The organism is Modestobacter sp. VKM Ac-2983, from assembly GCF_026967885.1.
Taxonomy (GTDB): domain Bacteria; phylum Actinomycetota; class Actinomycetes; order Mycobacteriales; family Geodermatophilaceae; genus Modestobacter.
The window spans coordinates 523,071-546,186 of record NZ_JAPVBK010000002.1 but is presented as its reverse complement, the minus strand read 5'-3'; the positions used below and the strand labels follow the sequence as shown (position 1 = coordinate 546,186).

Below are 23,116 nucleotides of genomic sequence, written 5' to 3'. Positions count from 1 at the left end.
GGGACCCTGCAAGGGGGCCGGACGCCGATGGCCCAGAACTCGTCGAGTTCTGGGCCATCGGCGTTCTCGTGTCAGGACGGGGGGAGCTCCAGTGGGTCGTCGTCCGCGGGGCGGTTGCGCGGGTCGGCGGCCGGGCCGCTGTCCTGCACGTCCTGCTTGACCTGGGACAGCGGCGGCGGCTTGGGGATCTGGGGCGCCGTCCCCTCCGCCTGGTCGACGATGCTGGACAGCGAGATCTTGGCCTCGGGCTGGTCAGCGGCCGGCGGCAGGTTCGAGTCGAACCAGCTGCTGGTGTCCAGCGACGACGCCGGCGGCTGGGTCGCACCGGCACCCTGCCCGCCGGAGGGAGCGTCGACGTCCAGCCAGCTGCGCTGCCCCTCGCCGTCGTCGCCGCCACCCAGCTTGGACAGCCCCTCCAGCGCCTTGCTGAACTCGCTGGGCACGATCCACATCTTGTTGGCGTCGCCCTGGGCGATCTTCGGCAGCGTCTGCAGGTACTGGTAGGCCAGCAGCCCTTGGTCGGGCTTGCCGTCGTGGATGGCCTGGAACACCGTCTCGATGCTCTTCGCCTGCCCCTGCGCCTGCAGGAAGAGCGCGGCGCGCTCGCCCTCGGCGCGCAGGATCCGGCTCTGCCGCTCGGCCTCGGCGTCCAGGATCGCGGCCTGCTTCTTGCCCTCCGCGGAGAGGATCGACGCGGCCTTCTGGCCCTCGGCGGTGGTGATGGCCGACTGCCGCTGACCCTCGGCGGTCAGGATGACCGCGCGCTTGTCGCGGTCGGCGCGCATCTGCTTCTCCATGGAGTCCTGGATGGAGGCCGGCGGGTCGATGGCCTTGATCTCCACCCGGGCCACCCGCAGCCCCCAGGGACCGGTGGTGCCGTCGAGCACGTCGCGCAGCTGGGAGTTGATGCCGTCCCGGCCGGTCAGCGCCCCCTCGAGGTTCAGCCCGCCGACGACGTTGCGCAACGTCGTGGTGGTCAGCTGCTCCATGCCGGTGATGTAGTTCGCGATCCCGTAGACCGCCAGCCGCGGGTCGGTCACCTGGAAGTACAGCACCGTGTCGATGCCGACCTGCAGGTTGTCGGCGGTGATCACCGGCTGCGGCGGGAAGGAGATGACCTGCTCGCGCAGGTCGATCGTGGCGCGCACCCGGTCGACGAACGGCACGAGCAGCGCCAGACCGGGTGAGAGGGTGCGGCTGTACCGGCCCAGGCGCTCGACCACCTTCGCCTGCGCCTGGGGGACGATCGTCACGCTCTTGGCCAGGATGAAGGCCACGAGCACGGCGATCACGATCAGAGCGATCAGGGCGGGTTCCACGAGGGCGGTGCTCCGTTCCTAGGAGTGGTGCGGCGAATCGATCCTCCCCCGTCCGGCTTCCCGCGGGCACCCCTGGGGCCCCCGGTCACCCGATCGCGGGCTCAGAGGTGGCTGACGTAGGCGATCGGGCCCTCGATCTGCACGATGCGGACCTCGGCACCGACCTCGTAGGCCTCGTCGTCGAGCTGGGTGCGCGCCGTCCACTCGTCGTCGCCGAGCCGGATGCGCCCCTCGTCGTTGTCGACCCGCTGGCTGACCACGGCCTCGCGGCCCACGTACGTCGCGACGCCGTCGATCTGCTCGGGCGTCCGGTCGACCAGGTGCCGCTTCGCGACCGGCCGGACGAGCACGAGCAGCCCGACCGAGACGACGATGAAGGCGATCACCTGCAGCAGCACCGGCCCGCCCAGCAGCGCAACGCCCATGCCACCCAGCGCGCCACCGGCGAACATCAGCAGGACCAGGTCCAGGCTGGCGACCTCACCGGCCGCGAACAGGCCTGAGGCGATCAACCAGAGCAACCAGGCGGGCACGCTCCGAGTCTGGCACGAGGAGGCGCGATCCGGCTCCCGTCCCACGCCCGGCGGTGCACCGGGCTCCGCGGCGGCGGCGCACCGGCGTGATCGGTCTGTGCCGGACGGTGGCGGGACCGTCGTAGCCTCGTTCACCGTGCACGACATCGCCGCCGGCCGGTTCGCCGTCTGGGCCACCGCCTGGCTCACCGGCCGCAGTTCCTACGACGAGGCGCTCGACGTCCTGCTGGGCGAGACCGCCCACCGGGTCGTCGGGCTGCCCGGCACCGACGGGGCGGTGCCGCTGGGCTGGGCGCTGAGCGCCCTGCGCGGGCTGGGCGAGCAACGGCTGCGGCTGGTGCTGCCGGTCCCCGGTGACACCCGCGGTCTGCCGGCGGTGCCGGAGCTGGTGGCGCTGGGGCTGGAGTCCGGGCAGGCCGCCGTGGGCTCCCGGCTCGCCCTGGTCCCGGAGGCGCTGGGGCCCGAGGCGGTCTCCTGGGCGGCGGTCCCCCTCGACGGCGCCCCGCCCCTGGCGCCGCCGCCGGAGGGCAACCTGCGGGCGGCCTCCGGGGCACTGGACCTCGCCGTCGGCCATGCGGCCCGCACCCTCGCCTCGCTGGACCTGGCGCGGTGGAACCCCGAGGTCCCCGGACTCCTGGCCGGGCTGGCCCGCACGGTGCACGCCCCGGGGCTGCCGGCCGACCACGACCCGGTGGCGCTGTCGGTGCTGGGCCGGGCGCAGCGGTTGTCCCAGGTGCTGGACCTGGCGATGGCCGACGCGCCGGGGGCTGCGGTCACCCACGCCCAGGCAGCGGCCCGCGACGAGGCGCTGCGCCCGCTGGCCACCGCCGTCCGCGAAGCGACGGCCGCCGCCTACAACTGGGTCCCGCGCGGCTGAGCCCGGGGGCTCTTGCGCCGTTCCACCCGCTCTGACGCCGCTGCAACGGCGTCAGAGCGGGTGGGGGTGCGCGAGAGCGGGCTCAGGCGGCCGGGCGGGCCGGGCGCTTCACGAAGCAGCAGGCGGCCGGGCAGTTGGTGCCCAGCCGGGGCTCCCCGCCGGACCGGCGCTCGGCCAGCAGCTCCCGCAGCGACGCCACGAACGCCGGGTGCGTGCCCGCGGTCGCCGCCCGGGCGAAGGTCAGCCCCAGCTCGCCGGCGGTCTCCTCGGCCTCGTTGTCCAGGTCCCAGATGACCTCGAGGTGGTCGGAGATGAAGCCGACCGGGAAGAGGACGACGGCGGTCTCCCCCGACTCGGCGAGCGCCCGCAGGTGGTCGTTCACGTCCGGCTCCAACCACGGCACCGACGGCGGCCCGCTGCGGCTCTGCCACACCAGGTCGAAGCCCCGTCCCGGCGCCGCCGCCTCGACGACCAGCTCGGCGGCCCGCTGCAGCTCGGCCTCGTAGGCCCCGCCGTCCGGCCCGGCCACCGCGGCCATCGCGTTGGGGATGCTGTGCGCGGTGGCCACCAGCCGGGCGGTGCCGCGGACCTCCTCGGGCAGCGAGGCGATCGCCGCGGCCAGTGCCTCGGCGTTGGCCTGGACGAACCCGGGTGCGTCGAAGTAGTGCGGCAGCTTCTCCGCGGTGGGGCCGGTCGGCGCGGTGGGGTCGAGCTCCAGCGCGACGCGGGCCCGGGCGACGTCCTCGTGGTACTGCCGGCAGCCGGAGAACGAGGCGTAGGCCGAGGTGGCGAGCACGTAGGCGTGCTCGATGCCGTCCTCGGCCATCTGCCGCCAGGCGTCCTCGACGTAGGGGGCCCAGTTGCGGTTGCCCCAGTACACCGGCAGGTCGATGCCGGCCCCGGCGAGCTCGGACTCGAGCGCGGCGACCAGCGCCTTGTTCTGGTCGTTGATCGGGCTCACGCCGCCGAAGTGGTGGTAGTGCTCGGCGACGGCCTCCAGCCGCTCGGGCGGGATGCCCCGGCCGCGGGTGACGTTGAGCAGGAACGGCATCACGTCGTCGTGGCCCTCGGGGCCACCGAAGCCGAGCACCAGCAGCGCCTCGCGGCGCCCGGCCGGGGCCGGCTCGGCCGAGGGGGCCACGCCGCCGTTGTTGCGGACGGCCAGCGACGGTTCCTGGTCGGGCTGCTGGTCGGGAGGGGTGATGGAGGCACCCGCGGGGAGGGGGTGCCGGGGGCTTGCGAGGTCGGTCACGAGACCGTCATACCCCCACGGCGTGGAAGCCGCCGTCGACGTGCACGATCTCGCCGGTGGTCGCCGGGAACCAGTCCGAGAGGAGCGCGGTGACGGCCTTGCCGGCCGGCTCGGTGTCGGTGACGGACCAGCCCAGCGGCGCGCGGCCCTCCCAGGCCTCCTCGAACTGTGCGCTGCCCGGGATCGACTTCATCGCCATGGTGCGCAGCGGGCCGGCGGCGACCAGGTTCACCCGCACGCCCTCCGGGCCGAGCTCGCGGGCGAGGTAGCGGGAGGTCGACTCCAGGGCGGCCTTGGCCGCGCCCATCCAGCCGTAGACCGGCCACGCGACGGTGGCGTCGAAGGTCAGCCCGACCACCGAGGCGGTGTCGCCGAACAGCGGGCGGCAGGCCTGGGTGAGCGAGGCCAGCGACCAGGACGACACCTGGAACGCGGTCGCCGCGTGCTCCCACGCCACCTCCGGGAAGCCGTCGCCCATCGCCTCCTGGGGCGCGAAGCCGATGGAGTGGACGACGCCGTCGAGAACAGCACCGTCGTCGCCCAGGTGCGGGCGCAGCCGGTCGGCCAGCGTCGCCAGGTGCTCGGTGTTCGTCACGTCCAGCTCGACCACCGCAGCCTCCTGCGGCAGCCGCTTGGCGATCCGCTGGCACAGCGACAGGGCCCGGCCGAAGTTGGACAGGACGACGGTGGCGCCCTGCTCCTGCGCCAGCCGCGCGACCGAGAACGCGATCGACTGCTCGGTCAGCACGCCGGCGACCAGGATCTTCTTGCCGTCCAGAATGCCCATCAGTGCCCCATCCCCAGTCCGCCGTCGACCGGGACGACCGCCCCGGTGATGTACCCCGCCTGCTCGCCCGCCAGGAAGCGGACGACGCCGGCGATCTCGTCTGCCTCGGCGAGCCGCCCCAGCGGCACCTGCCCGAGGATCTCCTGCTGTCGCTTCTCGGGCAGCTCCGCGGTCATGTCGGTCGACACGAACCCCGGCGCCACCACGTTGGCGGTGATGTTGCGCCCGCCCAGCTCCCGCGCGATCGAGCGGGCGAGCCCGACCAGGCCGGACTTGCTCGCCGCGTAGTTGACCTGCCCGGCCGAGCCGAGCAGCCCGACCACCGAGGAGATGAAGATCATCCGCCCGGCCCGGGCCCGCACCATCTTCGGCGCCGCACGCTTGGCGACCCGGTAGGCGGCGGTCAGGTTGGCGTCGATGACGTCGGTGAACGCGTCCTCGCCCATCCGCAGCAGCAGCCCGTCGCGGGTGATCCCGGCGTTGCTGACCAGCACCTCGACCGGGCCCTGGTGCTCCTCGACCTCGGTGAAGGCGCGGTCGACGGCGGCGGCGTCGGTGACGTCGCACTGCACCCCGAACAGCCCGTCGGGGGCGCCGCTGCCGCGGTGGGTCACCGCCACGGAGTCACCCGCCTCGGCGAACGAACGGGCGATGGCCAGCCCGATCCCGCGGTTCCCACCGGTCACCAGCACCGACCTGCCCACTGCACCCACCTCATCGAGCCGACCGTGCAATCGTCGGAGTGAACCTAGTCGGTGGGCGCAGGTCACACCGGACGAGCCCCGACGTCGATCCCGCCGCACACTGGCTGGGTGACGTCGTCCCCGTCGGGCCCGCGCGGCCTCGTCCGGCTGCTGAACACCGCCGACGGGCGGGCGCTGTGCCTGGCCGGCGCGGTGGACGCCGACGTCGTCCTGGCGTTCCAGCGTCGCTACGGCCGCGAGCCGGTGCGGGTGGACGTGATCGACGCCGGGTCGGTGACCTCGCTGTCCGGCGCCGCGCTGGAGCTGGTCCGCGACCACTTGGACATCGCCGCCCTGGGCGGGCGGACGGTCGCCCTCCGCCGCTCCCCCGCGTTCGGGCGGCTGCTCCAGCAGACCTGACCGGCGCCGTGGCCGACGCGAGACCTCCGAGCCGTCGAGGCCGCCGCTGAGGGGCAGCAGCACCGCCCCGACACCCGCCCGACCACCGGACACAGCGACGGCCGGCGACCCATCGGGTCGCCGGCCGTCGCTGAGCTGCCCGGCCCCGTCCTGAGGAGGACGGGGCCATCTGTCAGTCCAGGTAGTCGCGCAGCACCTGGGAGCGGCTGGGGTGGCGCAGCTTGGACATCGTCTTGGACTCGATCTGCCGGATCCGCTCGCGGGTGACCCCGTAGACCTGGCCGATCTCGTCCAGCGTGCGCGGCTGGCCGTCGGTGAGACCGAACCGCAGCCGCACCACGCCGGCCTCGCGCTCGGACAGCGTCTGCAGCACGCTGGTCAGCTGGTCCTGCATCAGGGTGAAGCTCACCGCGTCGACGGCCACGACGGCCTCGGAGTCCTCGATGAAGTCACCGAGCTGGCTGTCGCCCTCGTCACCGATCGTCTGGTCCAGGCTGATCGGCTCCCGGGCGTACTGCTGGATCTCCACCACCTTCTCCGGGGTGATGTCCATCTCCTTGGCCAGCTCCTCCGGGGTGGGCTCGCGGCCCAGCTCCTGGAGCATCTCCCGCTGCATGCGGCCGAGCTTGTTGATGACCTCGACCATGTGCACCGGGATGCGGATGGTGCGGGCCTGGTCGGCCATCGCGCGGGTGATCGCCTGCCGGATCCACCAGGTGGCGTAGGTGGAGAACTTGAAGCCCTTGGTGTAGTCGAACTTCTCCACCGCGCGGATCAGCCCGAGGTTGCCCTCCTGGATCAGGTCCAGGAACGCCATGCCGCGACCGGTGTAGCGCTTGGCCAGGGAGACCACCAGGCGGAGGTTGGCCTCCAGCAGGTGGTCCTTGGCGCGCTCGCCGTCCCGGACGATCCAGGTCAGGTCACGCCGCAGCTGGGTGGCGAGCTTCCCGCCGCCCTCGATCGCCTCGTGCAGCTTGTGGCCGGCGTAGAGGCCTGCCTCGATCCGCCGGGCGAGGTCGACCTCCTCCTCGGCGGTGAGCAGCTTCACGCGGCCGATCAGCTTGAGGTAGGCGCGGACGGAGTCGGTGGACGCGGTGAGCTCGGCGTCCTTGCGCGCCTGGCGGAGCGCGAGGGTGTCCTCCTCGTCGTCCCACTCGGACGCGGCCGCGGCGGCGCCGCCGTCGGTGTCCTCCGTCGTCTCCTCCTCGGCCGGCGCGGCCGTGGTGATGACGTCGGCTGCCGTCATGGGCGGCGGCGTGTCGGCGGTGGGGGCCTGGTCGGTGTCGGCGGTGGGGGCCTGGTCCTTGATGGCCGGGTCCTTCATGTCGGTGATGCTCATGTTCGCCTTTCCTGACGATGCCAGTCGGCATCGCACACCGGGGACGGGTGGCGGAGAGGCCGGGGGGTGAGGTGCAGGGCAGCACCGGCACCTGTCGGTGGCCCGGGCGACTGCCTGGCGCAGCAGTCGGTCGCCCGGGCCGCCAACGGATCAACGCCATGGTAGGCGTCGGCACGAGGGGAGCAACCCTCGCCCGAGGGAGGAAGGCGCTCCACCGCTGTGCTCGGCCCCCACCCGGCGGAGTCCCGGCCCCCTCCTCCCACCACGTCTCCGGGCGACACGGCGGACCGGTTTGGCCCCGTGGCCCCGGTGGGAAGGGGTGGACACAGCCGTCCGCACCTCGCCAGACCCACCCTCGAGGAGAGTCCCGTCATGCTGTCGTCCCGCGGCAAGCCGATCACCGGCACGCCCCTGCTGGGTGTCGCCTCTGCTCTCCTCCTCGCCCTGTCCGGCTGTGGTGGTGAGGACGAGCGCGACGGGAGTCTCGCCGTCGGTGAGACCGACGTCTCCGACATCCGGGGCGAGGACGACTTCACCGACCCCTACACCGGTGAGTACGACGAGGAGTTCGCCAACGACGTCGACGTCTACGCGGGCACCGAGGTCACCGTGCTCGGCCGGGTCGAGGAGGTGCTGAGCCCGACCTCCTTCACCCTCGTCGGCCCCGGCGACGAGTCGGTCGAGCCGGTCCTGGTCGTGGCCGCCGACGAGATCGTGGGGCTCGCGCCGGGGCTGCTGGTCACCGTGGCAGCCACCGCCGCCAAGCAGTTCGACGTGGCGGAGGTCGAGACGCAGCTCGGGATCGACCTGGAGGACGAGCAGTACGAGGAGTGGGAGGACGAGGCCTTCCTCCTGGCCACGATCGTCGAGGAGACGGCCGAGTAGTCGGGCCGTCCTCAGCGGAGCAGGACGAAGGCCAGCGCCAGCAGCGCCACCAGCAGGCCCGCGCAGCTGAGCGCGGCGATGGGGCCTCCGGCCGATCGGATGGCCACGAGGTCTCCCCCGGTCCGGAGCGCGTCGTGGACGGCGCGGTACCGGCGGCGGGACACCTCCAGCACGACCACCGCCGGGACCACGCCCAGCAGGACCAACGCCAGGGAGACGGCGCCGAACGTGGGGCCGGCCAGCCGCCCGGCGACGAGGGCCCCGACCGCCATGGCCAGCGCGGTCCGCTGCCAGGCCAGCGCCGTTCGTTCGGCCTGGAGCCCGAGGTCGACGACCGGGTCGGAGCCGCGCGTCACCGCAGGAGCAGGCCGGCGAGGACCAACAGCCCGGCCACCGTGGTGCCGACGGCCAGCACCAGGCCCAGACGCGGCGCGGGCAGCGGACGACCCTCCCGCATCGCCCGCTCGGTGGCCGCCCAGCCGAGCCACGCCTGCGCGGGGGCCAGCAGGCCGAGCACGATGAAGACCAGCGCACTGGCCAGCCGCAGACCCTCCGCGATGGGCAGCTCCAGCGCCTCCAGGGCCACCCCGGCGGCGACCAGTGCCAGCGACGTCCGGATCCAGGCGAGGAACGTGCGCTCGTTCGCCAGGCTGAACCGCGGGTCCGGTTCCCGCCCGGCTCCGTAGACCCGCCTCGGGAAGCGACGGACCGTGGGCGCCTCGTGCGGCACGCGCTCGACTCCCTCGTCCACGGCAGGTCCCGGCGCCTGCTCCCGGCGATGCTCGCACGCCGGCTGCCGCGTTCTGCTGCACCGGCGCACGACCTCGTCCAGAAGCTCACCGGGAGGTTGTGTCCCAGACCACAAGGCCACTACGCTGAGCCGGTAAGAGAACACATCGCTCGATATGCGAGCGACCATCCACCGTGCACGGGAGCCCTCATGGCCGCGAAGCCCTTCGCCTCATCCGCAGACCTCGGCGTCAAGGAGCAGACCCTCGAGGTGCTCGCCGACGGCGTGTACGCGCTCACCGCCGAGGGCGACCCGAACCTCGGCGCCATCGAGGGCGAGGACTTCCTCGTCTGCTTCGAGGCGCTGGCCACCCCGGTCGCCGCCCGCCGCTGGCTGGCCAAGCTGCGGGAGCACACCGACAAGCCGGTCCGCTACCTGGTGCTCAGCCATTACCACGCCGTGCGGGTGCTCGGCGCCAGCGCGTTCGACGCCGAGGCCATCATCAGCTCGGAGCAGACCAAGGGCCTGATCGCCGAGCGCGGCCAGCAGGACTGGGAGAGCGAGTACGGCCGGATGCCGCGGCTGTTCGAGGAGCCCGAGTCGATCCCCGGGCTCACCTGGCCGACGATGACGTTCCGCGACAAGCTGACGATCGAGCTCGGCGGCGACCGCGGCGAGCTGGTGCTGGAGTTCCACGGCCGCGGCCACACCGAGGGCGACATCACCGCCTGGATCCCCAAGCACGGGATCCTCTTCGCCGGCGACCTCGTGGAGTCCCAGGCCGCGCTCTACACCGGTGACGCCTTCCACTTCGACTGGGCCACCGGCACCCTCGACCGGATCAAGGCCCTCGGCGCCGAGCAGCTGATCGGCGGCCGGGGCGCCATCGCCCGCGGCCGCGACGAGGTGGACGCCGCGATCGAGCAGACCCGCGCCTTCCTCACCACCATGCACGAGACGGTCGGCACCGCGCACCGCGCCGGCGGGACGCTCAAGGAGGCGTTCGAGGCCACCCACGCCGCCCTGGCGCCCAAGTTCGGGCACTGGCCGATCTTCGAGCACTGCCTGCCCTTCGACGTGCAGCGCCTGTGGGACGAGTTCAGCGGCATCGAGCGCCCGGTCATCTGGACCGCCGAGCGCGACCGCCAGGTGTGGGACGAGCTGCAGGGCTGATCGGGCGATGACCTCACGCGCGATGGCCACCCCCGAGAGCTCCGGGACGCCGCCGGTCGTCGTCATCGGGTGCGGCCCGGTCGGCCAGACCACCGCCCTGCTGCTCGCCCGCTGGGGCCTGTCGGTCGTCGTGCTCGACGGCCGCCCCGAGCGGGACCTGGTCGGGAGCAAGGCGATCTGCCAGCAGCGCGACGTCCTCGACGTCTGGGACTCCGTCGGCGTCGGGGCAGAGCTGGCCCGCCGCGGGGTCACCTGGACCACCGCCCGGACCTTCCACCGTGACCACGAGCTGTTCAGCTTCGAGTTCGTCGACCGCGGGCGGTCCCCGTTCCCGCCGTTCGTCAACGTCTCGCAGTGCCTCACCGAGGAGCTGCTCGACGCAGCGATCGCCGCCCAGCCGCTGATCGAGCTGCGCTGGGGCCACGAGGTCACCGGCATCGAGCAGGACGGCGCCGGGGTCACCGTCTCCTGCGCCGACGGGACGACCGTCGCCGGCAGCTATGCGGTCGCCTGCGCCGGCCCACGCGCCGACGTCGTCCGCTCGGCCCTGGGCCTGACCTTCGAGGGGCAGACCTTCGGCGACCAGTTCCTCATCTGCGACATCCGCACCGACCTGCCCGGCTGGGAGACCGAGCGGCGCTTCTACTTCGACCCGGAGTGGAACCCCGGCCGCCAGGTGCTCATCCACCCCTGCCCGGACTCCACCTTCCGGATCGACTGGCAGGTGCCGCCGGAGTTCGACCTGGCCGCCGAGGAGGCCTCCGGCGGGCTGGACCGGCGGATCCGCCAGGTCATCGGCGACCGGCCCTACGAGATCGTCTGGAAGTCGGTCTACCGGTTCCACTCCCGGGTCGTGGACCGGATGCGGGTCGGGCGCGTGCTCGTGGCCGGGGACGCCGCCCACCTGGTCTCCCCCTTCGGCGCCCGTGGCCTGAACTCCGGGGTCCTGGACGCCGAGAACGCGGCCTGGAAGCTCGCCTTCGTGCTGCGCGGCTGGGCGCCGGACAGCCTGCTGGACAGCTACCACGACGAGCGCCACGCCGCGGCCGTGGAGAACCTGGACGTCACCGGCGCCACCATGCGGTTCCTCGTGCCGGGCACCCCGGCGGAGGCCGAGCACCGGCTCACGGTGCTCGAGCGGGCCACCACCGATCCCGCGGCCCGGGCGGAGGTCGACTCCGGCCGTCTGGCGGAGCCCTTCTGGTACGTCGACTCCCCGCTCACCACCCCCGACGGCCGGCGCCCGTTCCCCGGCCGGCCGGTGCGTGGCGACGTCCCGGTGCCGGCGCCGGGGGTGCTGGCGCCCGACGCGCCGGTCACCGTCCCCGGCCGGCCGGACGTCGTCCGGCTGCGGCAACTGGCCCGGGCGGGGGTGACCGTGCTGGTCGGGGACGACGCCGCGCTGGCCCCGCTGCCGGAGCAGCCGCCCGGCGGCCTGCCGGTCGCCGTGCACCGGGTCCGCGACCTCGACCCCGACGGCACCCTGCGCGAGGCGCTGGGTCTCCGCCCCGACGAGACCTGGGTGCTCCGCCCCGACGCGCACGTCGCCGCCGTGCTCACCCGCCCCGCCGACGTCGCCCCCGCGGTGGCCCGACTGCTCTCCCGACCTGTCCCCAGCCCCGTCCCCGCCTGACCCCACCCCTGCCACCGAAATGGCCATTTTGGTGGCGAGACCCAGGAGATCCCGATGGCGTTCTACCGGCAGGTGGGCAGCGTCCCACCCAAGCGGCACACCCAGCACCGCCGGCCCGACGGCGGCCTGTACTCCGAGGAGCTGGTCGGCGAGGAGGGGTTCTCCTCGGACTCCGCGCTGCTCTACCACTCCGGCATCCCCTCGGCGCTGGTCGACGCCCGTCCGTGGGAACTGCCCGACCAGACACTGACCCCCAACGCCCCGCTGGTGCCCCGACACCTGAAGCTGCACGACCTGTTCCCCGGCGAGGAGCACAAGGCCACCGACGCGGTGACCGGGCGCCGGCTCGTGCTGGGCAACGCCGACGTCCGGATCTCCTACGCCGTCAGCTCGCTGACCAGCCCGTACTACCGCAACGCCACCGGTGACGAGTGCGTCTACGTGGAGCGCGGGTCGGCGGTCCTGGAGACCTCCTTCGGCGCGCTGGAGGTCGGCCAGGGCGACTACGTGATCATCCCGCGGACGACGACGCACCGCTGGGTCCCGACCGGCAGCTCGGCATCCGGCACCGAGCCGCTGCGCACCTACGCCATCGAGGCGAACTCGCACATCGCCCCGCCCAAGCGGTACCTGTCCCGGTACGGGCAGTTCCTGGAGCACGCCCCGTACTGCGAGCGCGACCTCCGCGGCCCCACCGAGCCGCTGGTGGCCGAGGGCACCGACGTCGAGGTCTACGTCAAGCACCGCGGCAACGGCCCCGGCGGGCTGGCCGGCACGGTGCACGTGACCCCGGAGCACCCCTTCGACGTGGTGGGCTGGGACGGCTGCCTCTACCCGTACGCCTTCAACATCGCCGACTACGAGCCGATCACCGGCCGGGTGCACCAGCCGCCGCCGGTGCACCAGGTCTTCGAGGGCAACAACTTCGTGATCTGCAACTTCGTGCCCCGCAAGGTCGACTACCACCCGCTCGCGGTGCCGGTGCCCTACTACCACTCCAACGTCGACTCCGACGAGATCATGTTCTACGTCGACGGCGACTACGAGGCCCGCAAGGGCTCCGGCATCGGCAAGGGCTCGATCTCCGTGCACCCCGGCGGGCACAGCCACGGGCCGCAGCCGGGCGCGGTCGAGCGGTCGCTGGGCGCCGAGTACTTCGACGAGACCGCCGTCATGGTCGACACCTTCCGGCCGCTGGACCTCGGCGAGGCCGGCGTCGCCTCCGACGACGGGAAGTACGCCTGGTCCTGGTCCGGCCGCGGGCCGTCGGCGTGACCGGCACGACAGGCGTGACCGACAGCTGGCTGGAGCTGCCCGCCGACACCGGCTACGGGCTGGCCAACCTGCCCCACGGCGTCTTCTCCACCGTGGGCACGGCGCCGAGGACGGGTGTCGCGATCGGCGACCAGGTGCTGGACCTCGCCGCAGCCACCGGCAAGGACGTGCACGCCACCGGCACGCTCAACGCCTTCCTGGCACAGGGGCCGGCGGCCTGGGCGGCGCTGCGCGCCCAGCTCGTCGCCTGGTTCACCGACTCCTCGCACCGCGCCGAGGTGGAACCGCACCTGGTGCCGCGGGCCGACGTGACGATGCACCTGCCGATCGAGGTCGCCGACTACGTCGACTTCTACAGCTCCCAGCACCACGCGGAGAACCTCGGGGCGATGTTCCGCCCGGACTCCGCGGCGCTCACCCCGAACTGGAAGCACCTTCCCATCGGCTACCACGGCCGGGCCGGCACGGTGCAGGTCTCCGGCACCCCCGTCGTCCGCCCCTGCGGTCAGCGCAAGGCCCCGGCCGACGACGCCCCGACCTTCGGGCCCTCGCAGCGGCTGGACATCGAGGCCGAGGTCGGGTTCGTGGTGGGCGCGGGCTCCGAGCTCGGCACCGCGGTGCCCGTCGGCCGGTTCGCCGACCACGTGTTCGGGGTCTGCCTGGTCAACGACTGGTCCTCCCGCGACCTGCAGGCCTGGGAGTACGTGCCGCTGGGCCCGTTCCTCGGCAAGTCCTTCCTCACCTCGGTCTCCCCCTGGGTCGTGCCGCTGGCCGCGCTGGAGTCGGCCCGCGTCGACCCGCCGGCCCGCGACCCGCAGCCGCTGCCCTACCTGCGGGACGACGACGATCGCTGGGGGCTGGACATCAGCCTGGAGGTGCGGCTCAACGGCGAGGTGCTCAGCCGGCCGCCGTTCGACCTCATGTACTGGACACCGGCGCAGCAGCTGGCGCACATGACCGTCAACGGGGCGTCGCTGCGCACCGGCGACCTGTTCGCCTCCGGCACGGTGTCCGGCCCCCGCCCGGACCAGCGCGGCTCGTTCATCGAGCTGTCCTGGGGCGGCAAGGAGCCGCTGACCCTGGCCGACGGCTCCACCCGCACCTTCCTCGAGGACGGCGACGAGGTGGTCATCACCGCCACCGCACCCGGCCCCGACGGCACCCGCATCGCCTTCGGCGAGGTCACCGGCCGGGTCGAACCGGCCCGCTGACCGCACCGTCCCCTGCCCGCACTGCACCACCCCCGACCCGAGAGGCCGACGATGACCACTCCCACAGTTGCCACGCCCGTTGACACCGACGCGGACACCCCGACGTACGAGCGCCTGCTGGCCGCCGTCACCGACCCCGACGGCCGGGAGGTCCTCGACCCGGCCACCGGTGAGGTCGTCGGCCGGGTCGCCTTCGGCTCCGCCGAGGACGTGGACCGCGCCGTGGCCACCGCCCGCGCCGCCCAGCCGGCCTGGGCGGCCCGCGCCGACTCCGAGCGCATCGACCTGCTGCTGCGCGCCGCCGACGCGATCGACGCCGCGGCCGAGCCGCTGGCCGAGCTGCTGTCCCGGGAGCAGGGCAAGCCGCTCAACGGCCCGAACGCCCGGTTCGAGGTCGGCGCCTGCTCGGCGTGGCTGCGCGCCACCGCCGCCACCGAGCTGCCCGTGGAGACCGTCGTGGACGACGGGGACACCCACGCCGAGCTGCACTACCGACCGGTCGGCGTCGTCGGCGCCATCGGGCCGTGGAACTGGCCGATGATGATCACGATCTGGCAGGTCGCCCCCGCCCTCCGGATGGGCAACACCGTCGTGGTCAAGCCCTCCGAGCACACCCCGCTGAGCGTGCTCGCGCTGCTGGAGGTCCTCAACGGCGTCCTCCCCGCCGACGTCCTCACCGGCGTGGCCGGCGAGGGTGACGTCGGTGCGCGGCTGTCCAGCCACGCCGACGTGGACAAGGTCATGTTCACCGGCTCCACCCGCACCGGCCAGGCGATCATCAGGAGCTCGGCGGACACCGTGAAGCGGCTGACCCTGGAGCTCGGCGGCAACGACGCCGGGATCGTCCTCCCCGACGTCGACCCGAAGGCGATCGCGGAGGGCCTGTTCTGGGGCGCCTTCATCAACACCGGCCAGACCTGCGCGGCGCTCAAGCGGCTGTACGTGCACACCGACGTCTACGACGAGGTCTGCGCGGCCCTGGTCGAGGTGGCGAAGGCGATGCCGATGGGCCGGGGCCTGGACGAGCAGAACGTGCTCGGCCCGCTGCAGAACCGCGCCCAGTACGAGATCGTCGCCCGGCTGGTCGACGCCGCCCGCGACTCCGGCGCCACGATCCTGACCGGTGGCGACCCCGACGCCGACGCCCCCGGCCACTTCTACCCCACCACCCTGGTCGCCGACATCGACGATGAGAACCCGCTGGTGGCCGAGGAGCAGTTCGGGCCGGCGCTGCCGATCATCCGCTACGAGGACCTCGAGGACGCCGTCGCCATGGCCAACCGGCTCGACGTCGGCCTGGGCGCCTCGGTCTGGAGCAACGACCGGGACGCGGCCCGCGCCGTCGCCGCCCGGCTGGAGGCCGGCACCGTCTGGATCAACGCGCACGGCGGCGTGCACCCGATGATCCCCTTCGGCGGCCACAAGAAGTCCGGTTATGGACTCGAGTTCGGCGCGGAGGGCCTCAAGGCCGTGGCGGTCCCCCAGGTGATCAACGGCTGAGGCCGCGGCGGTGCCCGCGGCCTAGGGTGGACCACCACGACCACAGGGGGACGGCGATGCCAGCGAACGACAGCGGGGGTGCTCCGCAGTCGCAGACGCTGGACCGCGGCATCCGGATCCTCGAGCACCTGGCCAGTGCGGGCACCCCGCAGCCGGTGACCGAGATCGGCCGTGCCCTGGACCTGCACCGGTCGATCACCTACCGGCTGCTGCGCACCCTGGAGGACCACCAGCTCGTCGAACGCGACCCGCTGGGCCACTACGGCCTCGGCCTGGGGGTGGCCGCGCTGGCCCGCGGGGTGCGCACGGACCTCAACGCCGCTGCGCTCCCCCGGCTCAACTCGCTGTCCACCGAGCTGGGCATGACGGCGTTCCTGGTGGTGCGGGCCGGCGACGAGGCGGTGACGGTGACCAGCGTCGAGCCGCAGGACACCCGGGCGCACGTCACCTACCGGCCGGGCACGCGGCACCCGGTCGGCCGCGGCGCCCCCGGCCTGGCCCTGCTCATGCCGGAGCCACCGGCGGACGACGACCGGGCGGCACTCCAGCAGGCCCGCCGGACCGGCTGGGCCAGCTCGCACGGTGAGGTGATCCCCGGCATCCGGTCGATCGCCGCGCCGGTCCTCGGCCCCGACGGCGGGGCCCGCGCGGCGCTCGCCGTGGTGTTCGTGGACGAGAACAGCGACGTCGAGCAGGTCGGTCAGGCCGTGGTCGCCGCCGCCGGGAAGGTCGCCGCCGTCCTGCGCTGAGCGCCGGCCGCGGTCAGCCGCCGACGTAGGCCGCGAGGTGCTCCCCGGTGACGGTGGCGCGGCCGGCGACGAGGTCGGCGGGGGTGCCCTCGAAGACGATCCGGCCGCCGTCGTGCCCCGCGCCGGGGCCGAGGTCGATGATCCAGTCGGCGTGCGCCATCACCGCCTGGTGGTGCTCGATGACGATGACCGACGTGCCGGAGTCGACGAGCCGGTCGAGCAGTCCGAGCAGGTTCTCCACGTCGGCGAGGTGCAGGCCGGTGGTCGGCTCGTCAAGGACGTAGACGCCACCCTTCTCGGCCATCCGGGTGGCCAGCTTGAGCCGCTGTCGCTCGCCGCCGGACAGCGTGGTGAGCGGCTGGCCGAGCGTGAGGTAGCCGAGCCCGACGTCGGCCAGCCGGTCCAGGATCGTGTGAGCGGCCGGGGTGCGTGCTTCGCCGTCGCCGAAGAACTGCTCGGCCTCGGTCACCGACATGGCGAGCACCTCGGCGATGTCGCGGCCGCCGAGCGTGTGCTCCAGCACCGAGGCCTGGAACCGCTTCCCCTCACACTCCTCGCAGGGGGACTCCACGGTGGCCATGACGCCGAGCTCGGTGTAGATGACGCCGGCGCCGTTGCAGGTCGGGCAGGCGCCCTCGGAGTTGGAGCTGAAGAGCGCCGGCTTCACCCCGTTGGCCTTGGCGAAGGCCTTGCGGATGGGGTCGAGCAGCCCGGTGTACGTCGCAGGGTTGCTCCGCCGGGAGCCGCGGATCGCGCCCTGGTCGACCACGACCACGCCGTCCCGGTCCGCGACGGAGCCGTGGACCAGGGAGCTCTTCCCCGACCCGGCCACGCCGGTGAGCACCACCAGCACGCCGAGCGGGATGTCGACGTCGACGCCCTGCAGGTTGTGGCTGTCCGCACCGCGCACCTCGAGGGCCCCGGTGGGGGCGCGCACCGCGGACTTGAGACCGACGCGCTCGTCGAGGTGCCGGCCGGTCAGCGTGCCGCTGGTCCGCAGCCGGTCGACGGTGCCCTCGAACACGACCTCCCCACCGCCGGTGCCGGCGCCGGGACCGAGGTCGACGACGTGGTCGGCGATCGCGATGGTCTCGGGCTTGTGCTCGACGACGAGCACGGTGTTGCCCTTGTCGCGGAGCTGCAGGAGCAGGTCGTTCATCCGCTCGATGTCGTGCGGGTGCAGGCCGATGGTCGGCTCGTCGAACACGTAGGTGACGTCGGTGAGCGCGGACCCCAGGTGGCGGATCATCTTGGTGCGCTGCGCCTCACCGCCGGACAGCGTCCCGGCCGGCCGGTCGAGGGAGAGGTAGCCCAGCCCGATCTCGGTGAACGAGTCGAGGAGGTGCCGCAGACCGGTGAGGAGCGGGGCGACCGATGCGTCGTCGAGTTCGCGGACCCAGGCGGCGAGGTCGCTGATCTGCATCGCGCAGAGGTCGGCGATGTTCCTGCCCTCGATCATCGAGGACCGGGCCTCCGGGGTGAGCCGCGTCCCGTCACACTCCGGGCAGGTCTGGAAGGTGATCACGCGCTCGACGAAGGCCCGGATGTGCGGCTGCATCGCGTCGACGTCCTTGGCGAGCATCGACTTCTGGATCTTGGGGATGACGCCCTCGTAGGTGAGGTTGATGCCCTCGACCTTGATCTTGGTCGGCTCCTTGTAGAGGAGGTCGTGCAGCTCCTTCTTGGTGAACTTCCCGATCGGCTTGTCCATGTCGAAGCCCGCGCCGGTGAATATCCGGCCGTACCAGCCGTCCATGCTGTAGCCGGGGACGGTCAGCGCGCCCTCGGCCAGCGACTTGCTCTCGTCGTACAGCGCGGTGAGGTCGAAGTCGGAGACCGAGCCCATGCCCTCGCAGCGCGGGCACATGCCGCCCAGGTAGACGGCGTCCTTCACGACGGCCTTCTCGACCCGGCCACCCGCCTTCTCCCTGCTCATCACCCCGCTCGCCTTCCGCGTCGGGACGTTGAAGGAGAACGCCGTGGGCGGGCCGACGTGCGGCGTCCCGAGCCGGCTGAACAGGATGCGCAGCATCGCGTTGGCGTCGGTCGCGGTGCCGACGGTGGAGCGGGGGTTGGCGCCCATCCGCTCCTGGTCGACCAGGATCGCCGTCGTCAGCCCCTCCAGCAGGTCGACCTCCGGCCGGGCCAGCGTCGGCATGAAGCCCTGCACGAAGGCGCTGTAGGTCTCGTTGATCAGCCGCTGGGACTCCGCGGCGATCGTGTCGAACACCAGCGAGCTCTTGCCCGAGCCGGAGACGCCGGTGAACACCGTCAGCCGGCGCTTCGGGATCTCGACGCTGACGTCCTTGAGGTTGTTCACCCGCGCGCCGAGCACCCGGATCAGGTCGTGGGTGTCGGCAGCGTGCTCCGGTGCGGTGCTCACGTGTCTCCTCGGGGCAGGTCCGGTGGTCGCGGATGCGGCGTCCTGGTGCGGCGGCGGGGCCAGCGTGCCGCAGATCGGCGTGCGGTGGGGAGCTCGCGCCCGGCCGGCGGTGCTCCCCGGGCCATCACGCTAGGAGCGTCCCCACCGCCTGCGCTTCTCCGTTCCTGACCGGTCGAGCCCCCTTGTCCCGCGGCGACCACCGGGGCTACCGTGCGGCTGTGGCTGGGCAGCGGATTCCGTGCGGGCCCGTCGGCGACTGACCCTCGCACCGGCGGGTCCGTGGGCACGTCCATCGAGGTCGCTCCCCCGCTGACCAGGGCCACCCGGCCCGGAGGCTCCCCATGTCCCCCCGCCACAGCTCCGCCCACGACGCGGCCAAGGTGCGCGTCGTCGTCACCGACGCACTCGGCCTGCAGCGCGTCCTCACCATGCTGACCGGGCGCCACCACGCCTTCACCCGGCTGTCGGCCGAGGAGGCCGGCACCGACCGCTGGACGATCAGCGTCGACCTGATCGCCACCCCCGATGAGGTCGACCTGGTAGCCGCCCGGCTGCACCGGCTCCCCTGCGTGCTGACCGTCGACGTCACCCTGGCCGGGCGGCTCGCCTCGACGGCCTGACGCCGCGGCCGGTCAGGCCGCGCGCCGCGCCCGGGAGGCCTCGGCCAGCTCCGCCAGCAGTTCCTCGGTGGTGCTGAGGTCGACGCAGGCGTCGGTGACACTCTTGCCGTGCTCCAGGCGCTCGGGGTGCCGCTGGTCCAGGTCCTGCCGCCCGGCCACGAGGTTGCTCTCGATCATCACCCCGCGGATCGCCTGCTCACCGCCGGCGACCTGCCCGGCCAGGTCGTGGACGACCTCGACCTGACGGCGGTGGTCCTTCTGGCTGTTGCCGTGCGAGGCGTCGACGACGAGGACCTCCGGGAGGCCGCGGGCGGCCAGCGCCCGCTTGGTGGCGGCGATGTGCGTGGCCGAGTAGTTGGGGCCGTCCTTGGCGCCGCGCAGGATGACGTGGCCGGTGTCGTTGCCGCTCGTGGACAGCTGCGCGCTCACGCCGTGGTGGTCGACGCCGAGGAACTGGTGTGGCGCCCGCGCGGTCAGCACGGCCTGGACCGCCACGTCGATGCTGCCCTCCGGGGAGTTCTTGAAGCCGACGACGGAGGAGAAGCCGGACACCCGCTCCCGGGCGGTCTGGTCGGTGACGTTGCGGGCCCCGACGCCGTTGTAGGTGACCAGCCCGTCGACGTACTGCGGGGTGAGCGCGTTCAGCGGCTCGGCTGCCACCGGGACGCCCAGCGCGGTGATCGCGCCCATCAGCATCCGGGTGGCGACGAGGCCGACGCTGATCCGGCTGGAGCCGTCCAGGAACGGGTCGTAGGCGAACCCCTTCCAGTCCACCTCGGTCCGCGGCTTCTCGGTGTAGGTCCGCATCAGGATCTCCAGGTCCGCGCCGTGCCGCGCGCGCATCCGGGCGAGGAAGGCGGCGTACTCCAGGGCGGCGGCCGGGTCGTGGATCGAGCAGGGGCCGGCGATGACGGCCAGCCGGTCGTCGGCGCCGCCGACGATGGCGGCCGTGACCCGGCGCGCGTCCCGGGTCGTGGCGGCCGACTCCGCCGACAGCGGGACGACGGTCGCCACCGCGGCCGGGGTGACGACGACGCTCAGGCCGGTGATCCGGGCGTTCCCCAGGTCGCTCACGTCGACGTCCGGCGCCGGCGCCGTACCGAGTCGCTGCTGCACCCCGGGCAGCAGCTCGGTCAGTGCGGCATCGATCTGGGCGTTCACCCGGGTCTGGACGTCGAGCAGCGCATCGGCGATCCGCGTGGCCTCGTCCAGCAGCTGGTCAGCCGGCATGGGGGTCTCCTCCGTCGTTCCGATCAGCCAGCACCCCGGGCGGGGTCGCGCCCGCCACCGGCGAGGCTGACGAGCACAGCATCCCGGAGCGGGGGACGCCGGCCTCCTCTCGGGGTACCGGGCCGACCAGCGGGAACGGTGCAGCGGGATTCCTGCGCCCGCCGGATCGGCACGGCCGCACGACCCGGCGCCGACCCGTCCGGCGTGGAAGGCTCGACCCATGACCTCACGGGTGTGCGAAGGGCACGCTGTGCGGTCGCTGTTCCAGCCGATCGTCGACCTGTCCGACGGCACGCTGGTGGCGGTGGAGGCGCTGTCCCGGGGCGGGGCCGGGTCGCCCGAGTCCCCGACCGAGCTGTTCGCAGCTGCCGCCGCAGCCGGGGCGACCGCCGCGCTGGACACCGCCTGCCTGCGCGCCGCCCTGTGCGGGGTGGCGACCGTGGCCGGGCCGACGACGCTGTTCGTGAACATCGAGCCGGCAACGCTGTCGACCCTGTCCGGCGCCGACCTGGCCGAGCTGGCCGAGCTCACCCCGGCCGGGGTGCAGGTGGTCCTGGAGGTGACCGAGCGGGACCTCCTGGAGCGCCCCGCCGACCTCGTCCGCGGCGTGCGGGGCGCCCGTGAGATCGGCTGGCGGGTGGCGCTGGACGACGTCGGCGCGGAGCCGGCCGGCCTCGCGCTCGTGTCGTTCCTGCGGCCGGACGTGATCAAGCTGGACCTGGCGCTGGTGCGCGGCCGCACCAGCCTGCAGGCGGCCTCGGTGGTCAACGCCGTGCGTGCCGACGCCGAGCGCTCCGGCGCGCTCGTCCTGGCCGAGGGGATCGAGACCGAGGAGCACCTGGACCGCGCCCTGGCGATGGGCGCGCGCCTCGGTCAGGGCTGGATGTTCGGCCGTCCCGGGGACCTGCCGACGAGCGGCATGGGCGCCCTGCCCCTGCGGCCGGTCCCCCCTGCGCACGGCGCCGGGGTCTCCGGTCCGGTGACCCCGTTCGCCGTCCTGGCCGCGGGCTCGGACCCGCAGCGGGCCGGGGTGCCGCTGCTGGCATCGATGACCCGCCAGGTCGAGCGCCAGGCGTTGCTGCTGGACGAGCAGACCGTCGTCCTCGCGAACTTCCAGCACGCCGAGCTGATGAGCGCCCGCACCCGCCGTCGGTACGAGACGCTCGGCCGGCTCACCGCACTGACCGCGGTGACCGGAGCGGGGATGCCCGACGAGCCCGCGCCGGGCGTGGTGGGCACTGCGCTGGACGTGGACGACCCGCTGACCGACCAGTGGGTCGTGACGGTGGTGAGCCCGCACTTCGCGGCCGCGCTGGCCGCCCGCGAGGTCCCGCTGGACGAACGCGGCGACCGGACCGGGCCGGGCGCCGCGGTGGGCACCGCCGGTCGCCGACTCGACTACGTGCTCACCTACGACCGGCGGCGCGTGCTCGAGGCGGCCGGGCTGCTGTTGGAGAAGACCCGCCCGGCCACCACCGGGACGGCCCCGACGCCGCGCCCCGCCCCCGCCGCCGGCGAGCCCGTCCCGCGGGTCACCGAGGCCGAGCTGCCAGACCTGATGCTGCGAGCCGTCTCGGTCGCGCGCAACGGCATCGTCATCGCCGACGCCCGCCGCCCCGACCAGCCCCTGGTCTACGCGAACGCCGCGTTCCTGCGGATGACCGGCTACCCGGAGGCGGAGGTGCTAGGTCGCAACTGCCGCTTCCTGCAGGGGCCGGACACCGACCGGAACCAGGTGCACCCGATCGGGCGGCGGCTGGTCGCCGGCCGGGACGTCGACGCGGTCCTGTTGAACTACCGGCGGGACGGCTCGGCGTTCTGGAACGAGATGCACATCAGCGCCGTCCGGGACGCCCACGGCGAGGTCACCCACCTCATCGGCAGCCAGTTCGACGTGACCGCACGGGTCGACCGGGAGCGACGGACGGCACACCTGGCGCACCACGACGAGCTCACCGGGCTCCCCAACCGGGCACACGTCCTGGAGCACCTGAACCTGGAGCTGCGTCGCGCCCGCCGCAGCGGCGGGAGCGTGGCGGCGGTGCTGCTGGACCTCGACGACTTCAAGGCGGTCAACGACCGCTTCGGCCACGCCGTGGGCGATGCCGCACTCGTCGGGGCGGCCGCTCGCCTGCGCTCGGCCGTCCGCGCCGGCGACCTGCTGGGCCGGCTGGGCGGCGACGAGTTCCTGGTCGTCCTCGCCGGGCTCCCCGGCGGCGCGCAGCCGGACGACGCCGGCCGCCCCAGCGCGGCGGAGATGGTCCAGCGGGTCCAGGAGCACCTGCGGGCCGCCCTGGACACGCCGCTCCAGCTGCCCGGGACGGTGCTGCGGATCCGGGCCAGCTCCGGCGCCGCGGTCTTCCCCGCCGACGCCGACGACCCGGCATCGCTGCTCGCCAGCGCGGACGCCGCCATGTACCGGACCAAGCGCGGGCCGGCGCACCGCCGGGACTGAGCAGCGTCTGTCCCCGCCACCCACGACGGCTCGTCCATCGGTCGCTCGTGCGGGCAGCACCG

The 23,116-nt window shown here is 73.5% G+C and carries 21 protein-coding genes; 11 read left to right on the top strand and 10 right to left on the bottom strand.

Going from position 1 to position 23,116, the window contains the following annotated elements; genetic code table 11:
• Window positions 1–71 precede the first annotated feature (71 nt).
• Window positions 72–1,319, bottom strand: coding sequence for an SPFH domain-containing protein (locus O2W18_RS09020; RefSeq protein WP_269187199.1), 1,248 nt, complete (start codon window positions 1,317–1,319; stop codon window positions 72–74).
• 101 nt (window positions 1,320–1,420) lie between these two features.
• Entirely contained in the window at window positions 1,421–1,852 is a 432-nt protein-coding gene (locus tag O2W18_RS09015) for an NfeD family protein (protein WP_269173338.1), read from the bottom strand.
• Window positions 1,853–1,988: 136 nt separating this feature from the next.
• On the opposite strand from O2W18_RS09015, the gene O2W18_RS09010 reads away from it, so the two are divergent.
• Complete coding sequence (locus O2W18_RS09010; protein WP_269187198.1) at window positions 1,989–2,729, top strand: hypothetical protein; 741 nt, start codon at window positions 1,989–1,991, stop codon at window positions 2,727–2,729.
• Between the two features lie 82 nt (window positions 2,730–2,811).
• Here O2W18_RS09010 and O2W18_RS09005 read toward each other — a convergent pair whose 3' ends face one another.
• From O2W18_RS09005 to fabG, 3 genes are read right to left on the bottom strand one after another with little or no spacing between them, the layout of a single operon-like run.
• A complete protein-coding gene (locus tag O2W18_RS09005; protein ID WP_269187197.1) occupies window positions 2,812–3,981 on the bottom strand; it encodes a ferrochelatase in 1,170 nt (389 codons plus the stop codon).
• Between the two features lie 7 nt (window positions 3,982–3,988).
• Window positions 3,989–4,768 carry an enoyl-ACP reductase FabI gene (gene fabI / locus O2W18_RS09000; RefSeq protein ID WP_269173341.1) on the bottom strand — a complete coding sequence of 260 codons (780 nt, stop codon included), beginning with the start codon at window positions 4,766–4,768 and terminating at the stop codon, window positions 3,989–3,991.
• Window positions 4,768–5,472, bottom strand: coding sequence for a 3-oxoacyl-ACP reductase FabG (fabG, locus tag O2W18_RS08995; protein WP_269184822.1), 705 nt, complete (start codon window positions 5,470–5,472; stop codon window positions 4,768–4,770). The genes fabI and fabG overlap by 1 nt, the downstream gene beginning before the upstream one ends.
• Window positions 5,473–5,580: 108 nt before the next feature.
• Here fabG and O2W18_RS08990 point away from each other — a divergent pair, with 108 nt between their 5' ends.
• Window positions 5,581–5,871, top strand: coding sequence for a hypothetical protein (locus O2W18_RS08990; RefSeq protein ID WP_269187196.1), 291 nt, complete (start codon window positions 5,581–5,583; stop codon window positions 5,869–5,871).
• A 172-nt stretch (window positions 5,872–6,043) separates the two neighbouring features.
• On the opposite strand, the gene O2W18_RS08985 is transcribed toward O2W18_RS08990, so the two are convergent.
• On the bottom strand, window positions 6,044–7,210 hold the full coding sequence (locus O2W18_RS08985; protein ID WP_331254069.1) for an RNA polymerase sigma factor: 1,167 nt from the start codon (window positions 7,208–7,210) through the stop codon (window positions 6,044–6,046).
• A gap of 372 nt (window positions 7,211–7,582) precedes the next feature.
• On the opposite strand from O2W18_RS08985, the gene O2W18_RS08980 reads away from it, so the two are divergent.
• Entirely contained in the window at window positions 7,583–8,095 is a 513-nt protein-coding gene (locus O2W18_RS08980) for a hypothetical protein (protein WP_269187195.1), read from the top strand.
• 11 nt (window positions 8,096–8,106) lie between these two features.
• Here O2W18_RS08980 and O2W18_RS08975 read toward each other — a convergent pair whose 3' ends face one another.
• On the bottom strand, window positions 8,107–8,451 hold the full coding sequence (locus tag O2W18_RS08975) for a DUF202 domain-containing protein (protein ID WP_269187194.1): 345 nt from the start codon (window positions 8,449–8,451) through the stop codon (window positions 8,107–8,109).
• The gene (locus O2W18_RS08970) at window positions 8,448–8,846 is read right to left on the bottom strand and encodes a YidH family protein (protein WP_269187193.1); all 399 of its coding nucleotides are present in this window, start codon (window positions 8,844–8,846) and stop codon (window positions 8,448–8,450) included. The genes O2W18_RS08975 and O2W18_RS08970 overlap by 4 nt, the downstream gene beginning before the upstream one ends.
• A gap of 189 nt (window positions 8,847–9,035) precedes the next feature.
• On the opposite strand from O2W18_RS08970, the gene O2W18_RS08965 reads away from it, so the two are divergent.
• The 6 genes from O2W18_RS08965 to O2W18_RS08940 are packed head-to-tail and all read left to right on the top strand — an operon-like array spanning window position 9,036 to window position 16,366.
• Window positions 9,036–9,998 (top strand): MBL fold metallo-hydrolase, encoded by a 963-nt coding sequence (locus O2W18_RS08965; protein WP_269160287.1) that lies wholly within the window; start codon window positions 9,036–9,038, stop codon window positions 9,996–9,998.
• A gap of 7 nt (window positions 9,999–10,005) precedes the next feature.
• Complete coding sequence (locus O2W18_RS08960; RefSeq protein ID WP_269187192.1) at window positions 10,006–11,631, top strand: FAD-dependent monooxygenase; 1,626 nt, start codon at window positions 10,006–10,008, stop codon at window positions 11,629–11,631.
• A gap of 54 nt (window positions 11,632–11,685) precedes the next feature.
• Window positions 11,686–12,906: a homogentisate 1,2-dioxygenase gene (locus tag O2W18_RS08955; protein ID WP_269187191.1), complete on the top strand. Its 1,221-nt coding sequence runs from the start codon at window positions 11,686–11,688 to the stop codon at window positions 12,904–12,906.
• The gene (fahA, locus tag O2W18_RS08950) at window positions 12,903–14,117 is read left to right on the top strand and encodes a fumarylacetoacetase (protein ID WP_269187190.1); all 1,215 of its coding nucleotides are present in this window, start codon (window positions 12,903–12,905) and stop codon (window positions 14,115–14,117) included. Before O2W18_RS08955 ends, fahA begins: the two co-directional genes overlap by 4 nt.
• Before the next feature lie 51 nt (window positions 14,118–14,168).
• Window positions 14,169–15,617: an aldehyde dehydrogenase family protein gene (locus O2W18_RS08945; protein WP_269187189.1), complete on the top strand. Its 1,449-nt coding sequence runs from the start codon at window positions 14,169–14,171 to the stop codon at window positions 15,615–15,617.
• 56 nt (window positions 15,618–15,673) lie between these two features.
• Window positions 15,674–16,366: an IclR family transcriptional regulator gene (locus O2W18_RS08940; RefSeq protein WP_269187188.1), complete on the top strand. Its 693-nt coding sequence runs from the start codon at window positions 15,674–15,676 to the stop codon at window positions 16,364–16,366.
• A 13-nt stretch (window positions 16,367–16,379) separates the two neighbouring features.
• On the opposite strand, the gene O2W18_RS08935 is transcribed toward O2W18_RS08940, so the two are convergent.
• Window positions 16,380–18,749, bottom strand: coding sequence for an excinuclease ABC subunit UvrA (locus O2W18_RS08935; protein WP_269187187.1), 2,370 nt, complete (start codon window positions 18,747–18,749; stop codon window positions 16,380–16,382).
• 341 nt (window positions 18,750–19,090) lie between these two features.
• On the opposite strand from O2W18_RS08935, the gene O2W18_RS08930 reads away from it, so the two are divergent.
• Window positions 19,091–19,369 carry a hypothetical protein gene (locus O2W18_RS08930; RefSeq protein ID WP_269187186.1) on the top strand — a complete coding sequence of 93 codons (279 nt, stop codon included), beginning with the start codon at window positions 19,091–19,093 and terminating at the stop codon, window positions 19,367–19,369.
• A 12-nt stretch (window positions 19,370–19,381) separates the two neighbouring features.
• Here the strand turns inward: O2W18_RS08930 and O2W18_RS08925 are convergent, their stop codons facing one another.
• Complete coding sequence (locus tag O2W18_RS08925) at window positions 19,382–20,599, bottom strand: 3-deoxy-7-phosphoheptulonate synthase (RefSeq protein WP_269187185.1); 1,218 nt, start codon at window positions 20,597–20,599, stop codon at window positions 19,382–19,384.
• Between the two features lie 220 nt (window positions 20,600–20,819).
• Between O2W18_RS08925 and O2W18_RS08920 the strand changes: the two genes are divergently transcribed.
• Window positions 20,820–23,054, top strand: a complete 2,235-nt coding sequence (locus O2W18_RS08920; protein ID WP_269187184.1) for a diguanylate cyclase domain-containing protein — start codon at window positions 20,820–20,822, stop codon at window positions 23,052–23,054.
• The last annotated feature ends 62 nt before the right edge of the window (window positions 23,055–23,116 follow it).

Bases quoted from the DNA above. Each gene is read 5' to 3' on its own strand.
- fabI (WP_269173341.1), bottom strand. From the start codon at position 4,768: ATGGGCATTCTGGACGGCAAGAAGATCCTGGTCGCCGGCGTGCTGACC.
- O2W18_RS08985 (WP_331254069.1), bottom strand. From the start codon at position 7,210: ATGAGCATCACCGACATGAAGGACCCGGCCATCAAGGACCAGGCCCCC.
- O2W18_RS08980 (WP_269187195.1), top strand. From the start codon at position 7,583: ATGCTGTCGTCCCGCGGCAAGCCGATCACCGGCACGCCCCTGCTGGGT.
- O2W18_RS08965 (WP_269160287.1), top strand. From the start codon at position 9,036: ATGGCCGCGAAGCCCTTCGCCTCATCCGCAGACCTCGGCGTCAAGGAG.
- O2W18_RS08960 (WP_269187192.1), top strand. From the start codon at position 10,006: ATGACCTCACGCGCGATGGCCACCCCCGAGAGCTCCGGGACGCCGCCG.
- O2W18_RS08955 (WP_269187191.1), top strand. From the start codon at position 11,686: ATGGCGTTCTACCGGCAGGTGGGCAGCGTCCCACCCAAGCGGCACACC.
- O2W18_RS08945 (WP_269187189.1), top strand. From the start codon at position 14,169: ATGACCACTCCCACAGTTGCCACGCCCGTTGACACCGACGCGGACACC.
- O2W18_RS08940 (WP_269187188.1), top strand. From the start codon at position 15,674: ATGCCAGCGAACGACAGCGGGGGTGCTCCGCAGTCGCAGACGCTGGAC.
- O2W18_RS08930 (WP_269187186.1), top strand. From the start codon at position 19,091: ATGTCCCCCCGCCACAGCTCCGCCCACGACGCGGCCAAGGTGCGCGTC.
- O2W18_RS08925 (WP_269187185.1), bottom strand. From the start codon at position 20,599: ATGCCGGCTGACCAGCTGCTGGACGAGGCCACGCGGATCGCCGATGCG.
- O2W18_RS08920 (WP_269187184.1), top strand. From the start codon at position 20,820: ATGACCTCACGGGTGTGCGAAGGGCACGCTGTGCGGTCGCTGTTCCAG.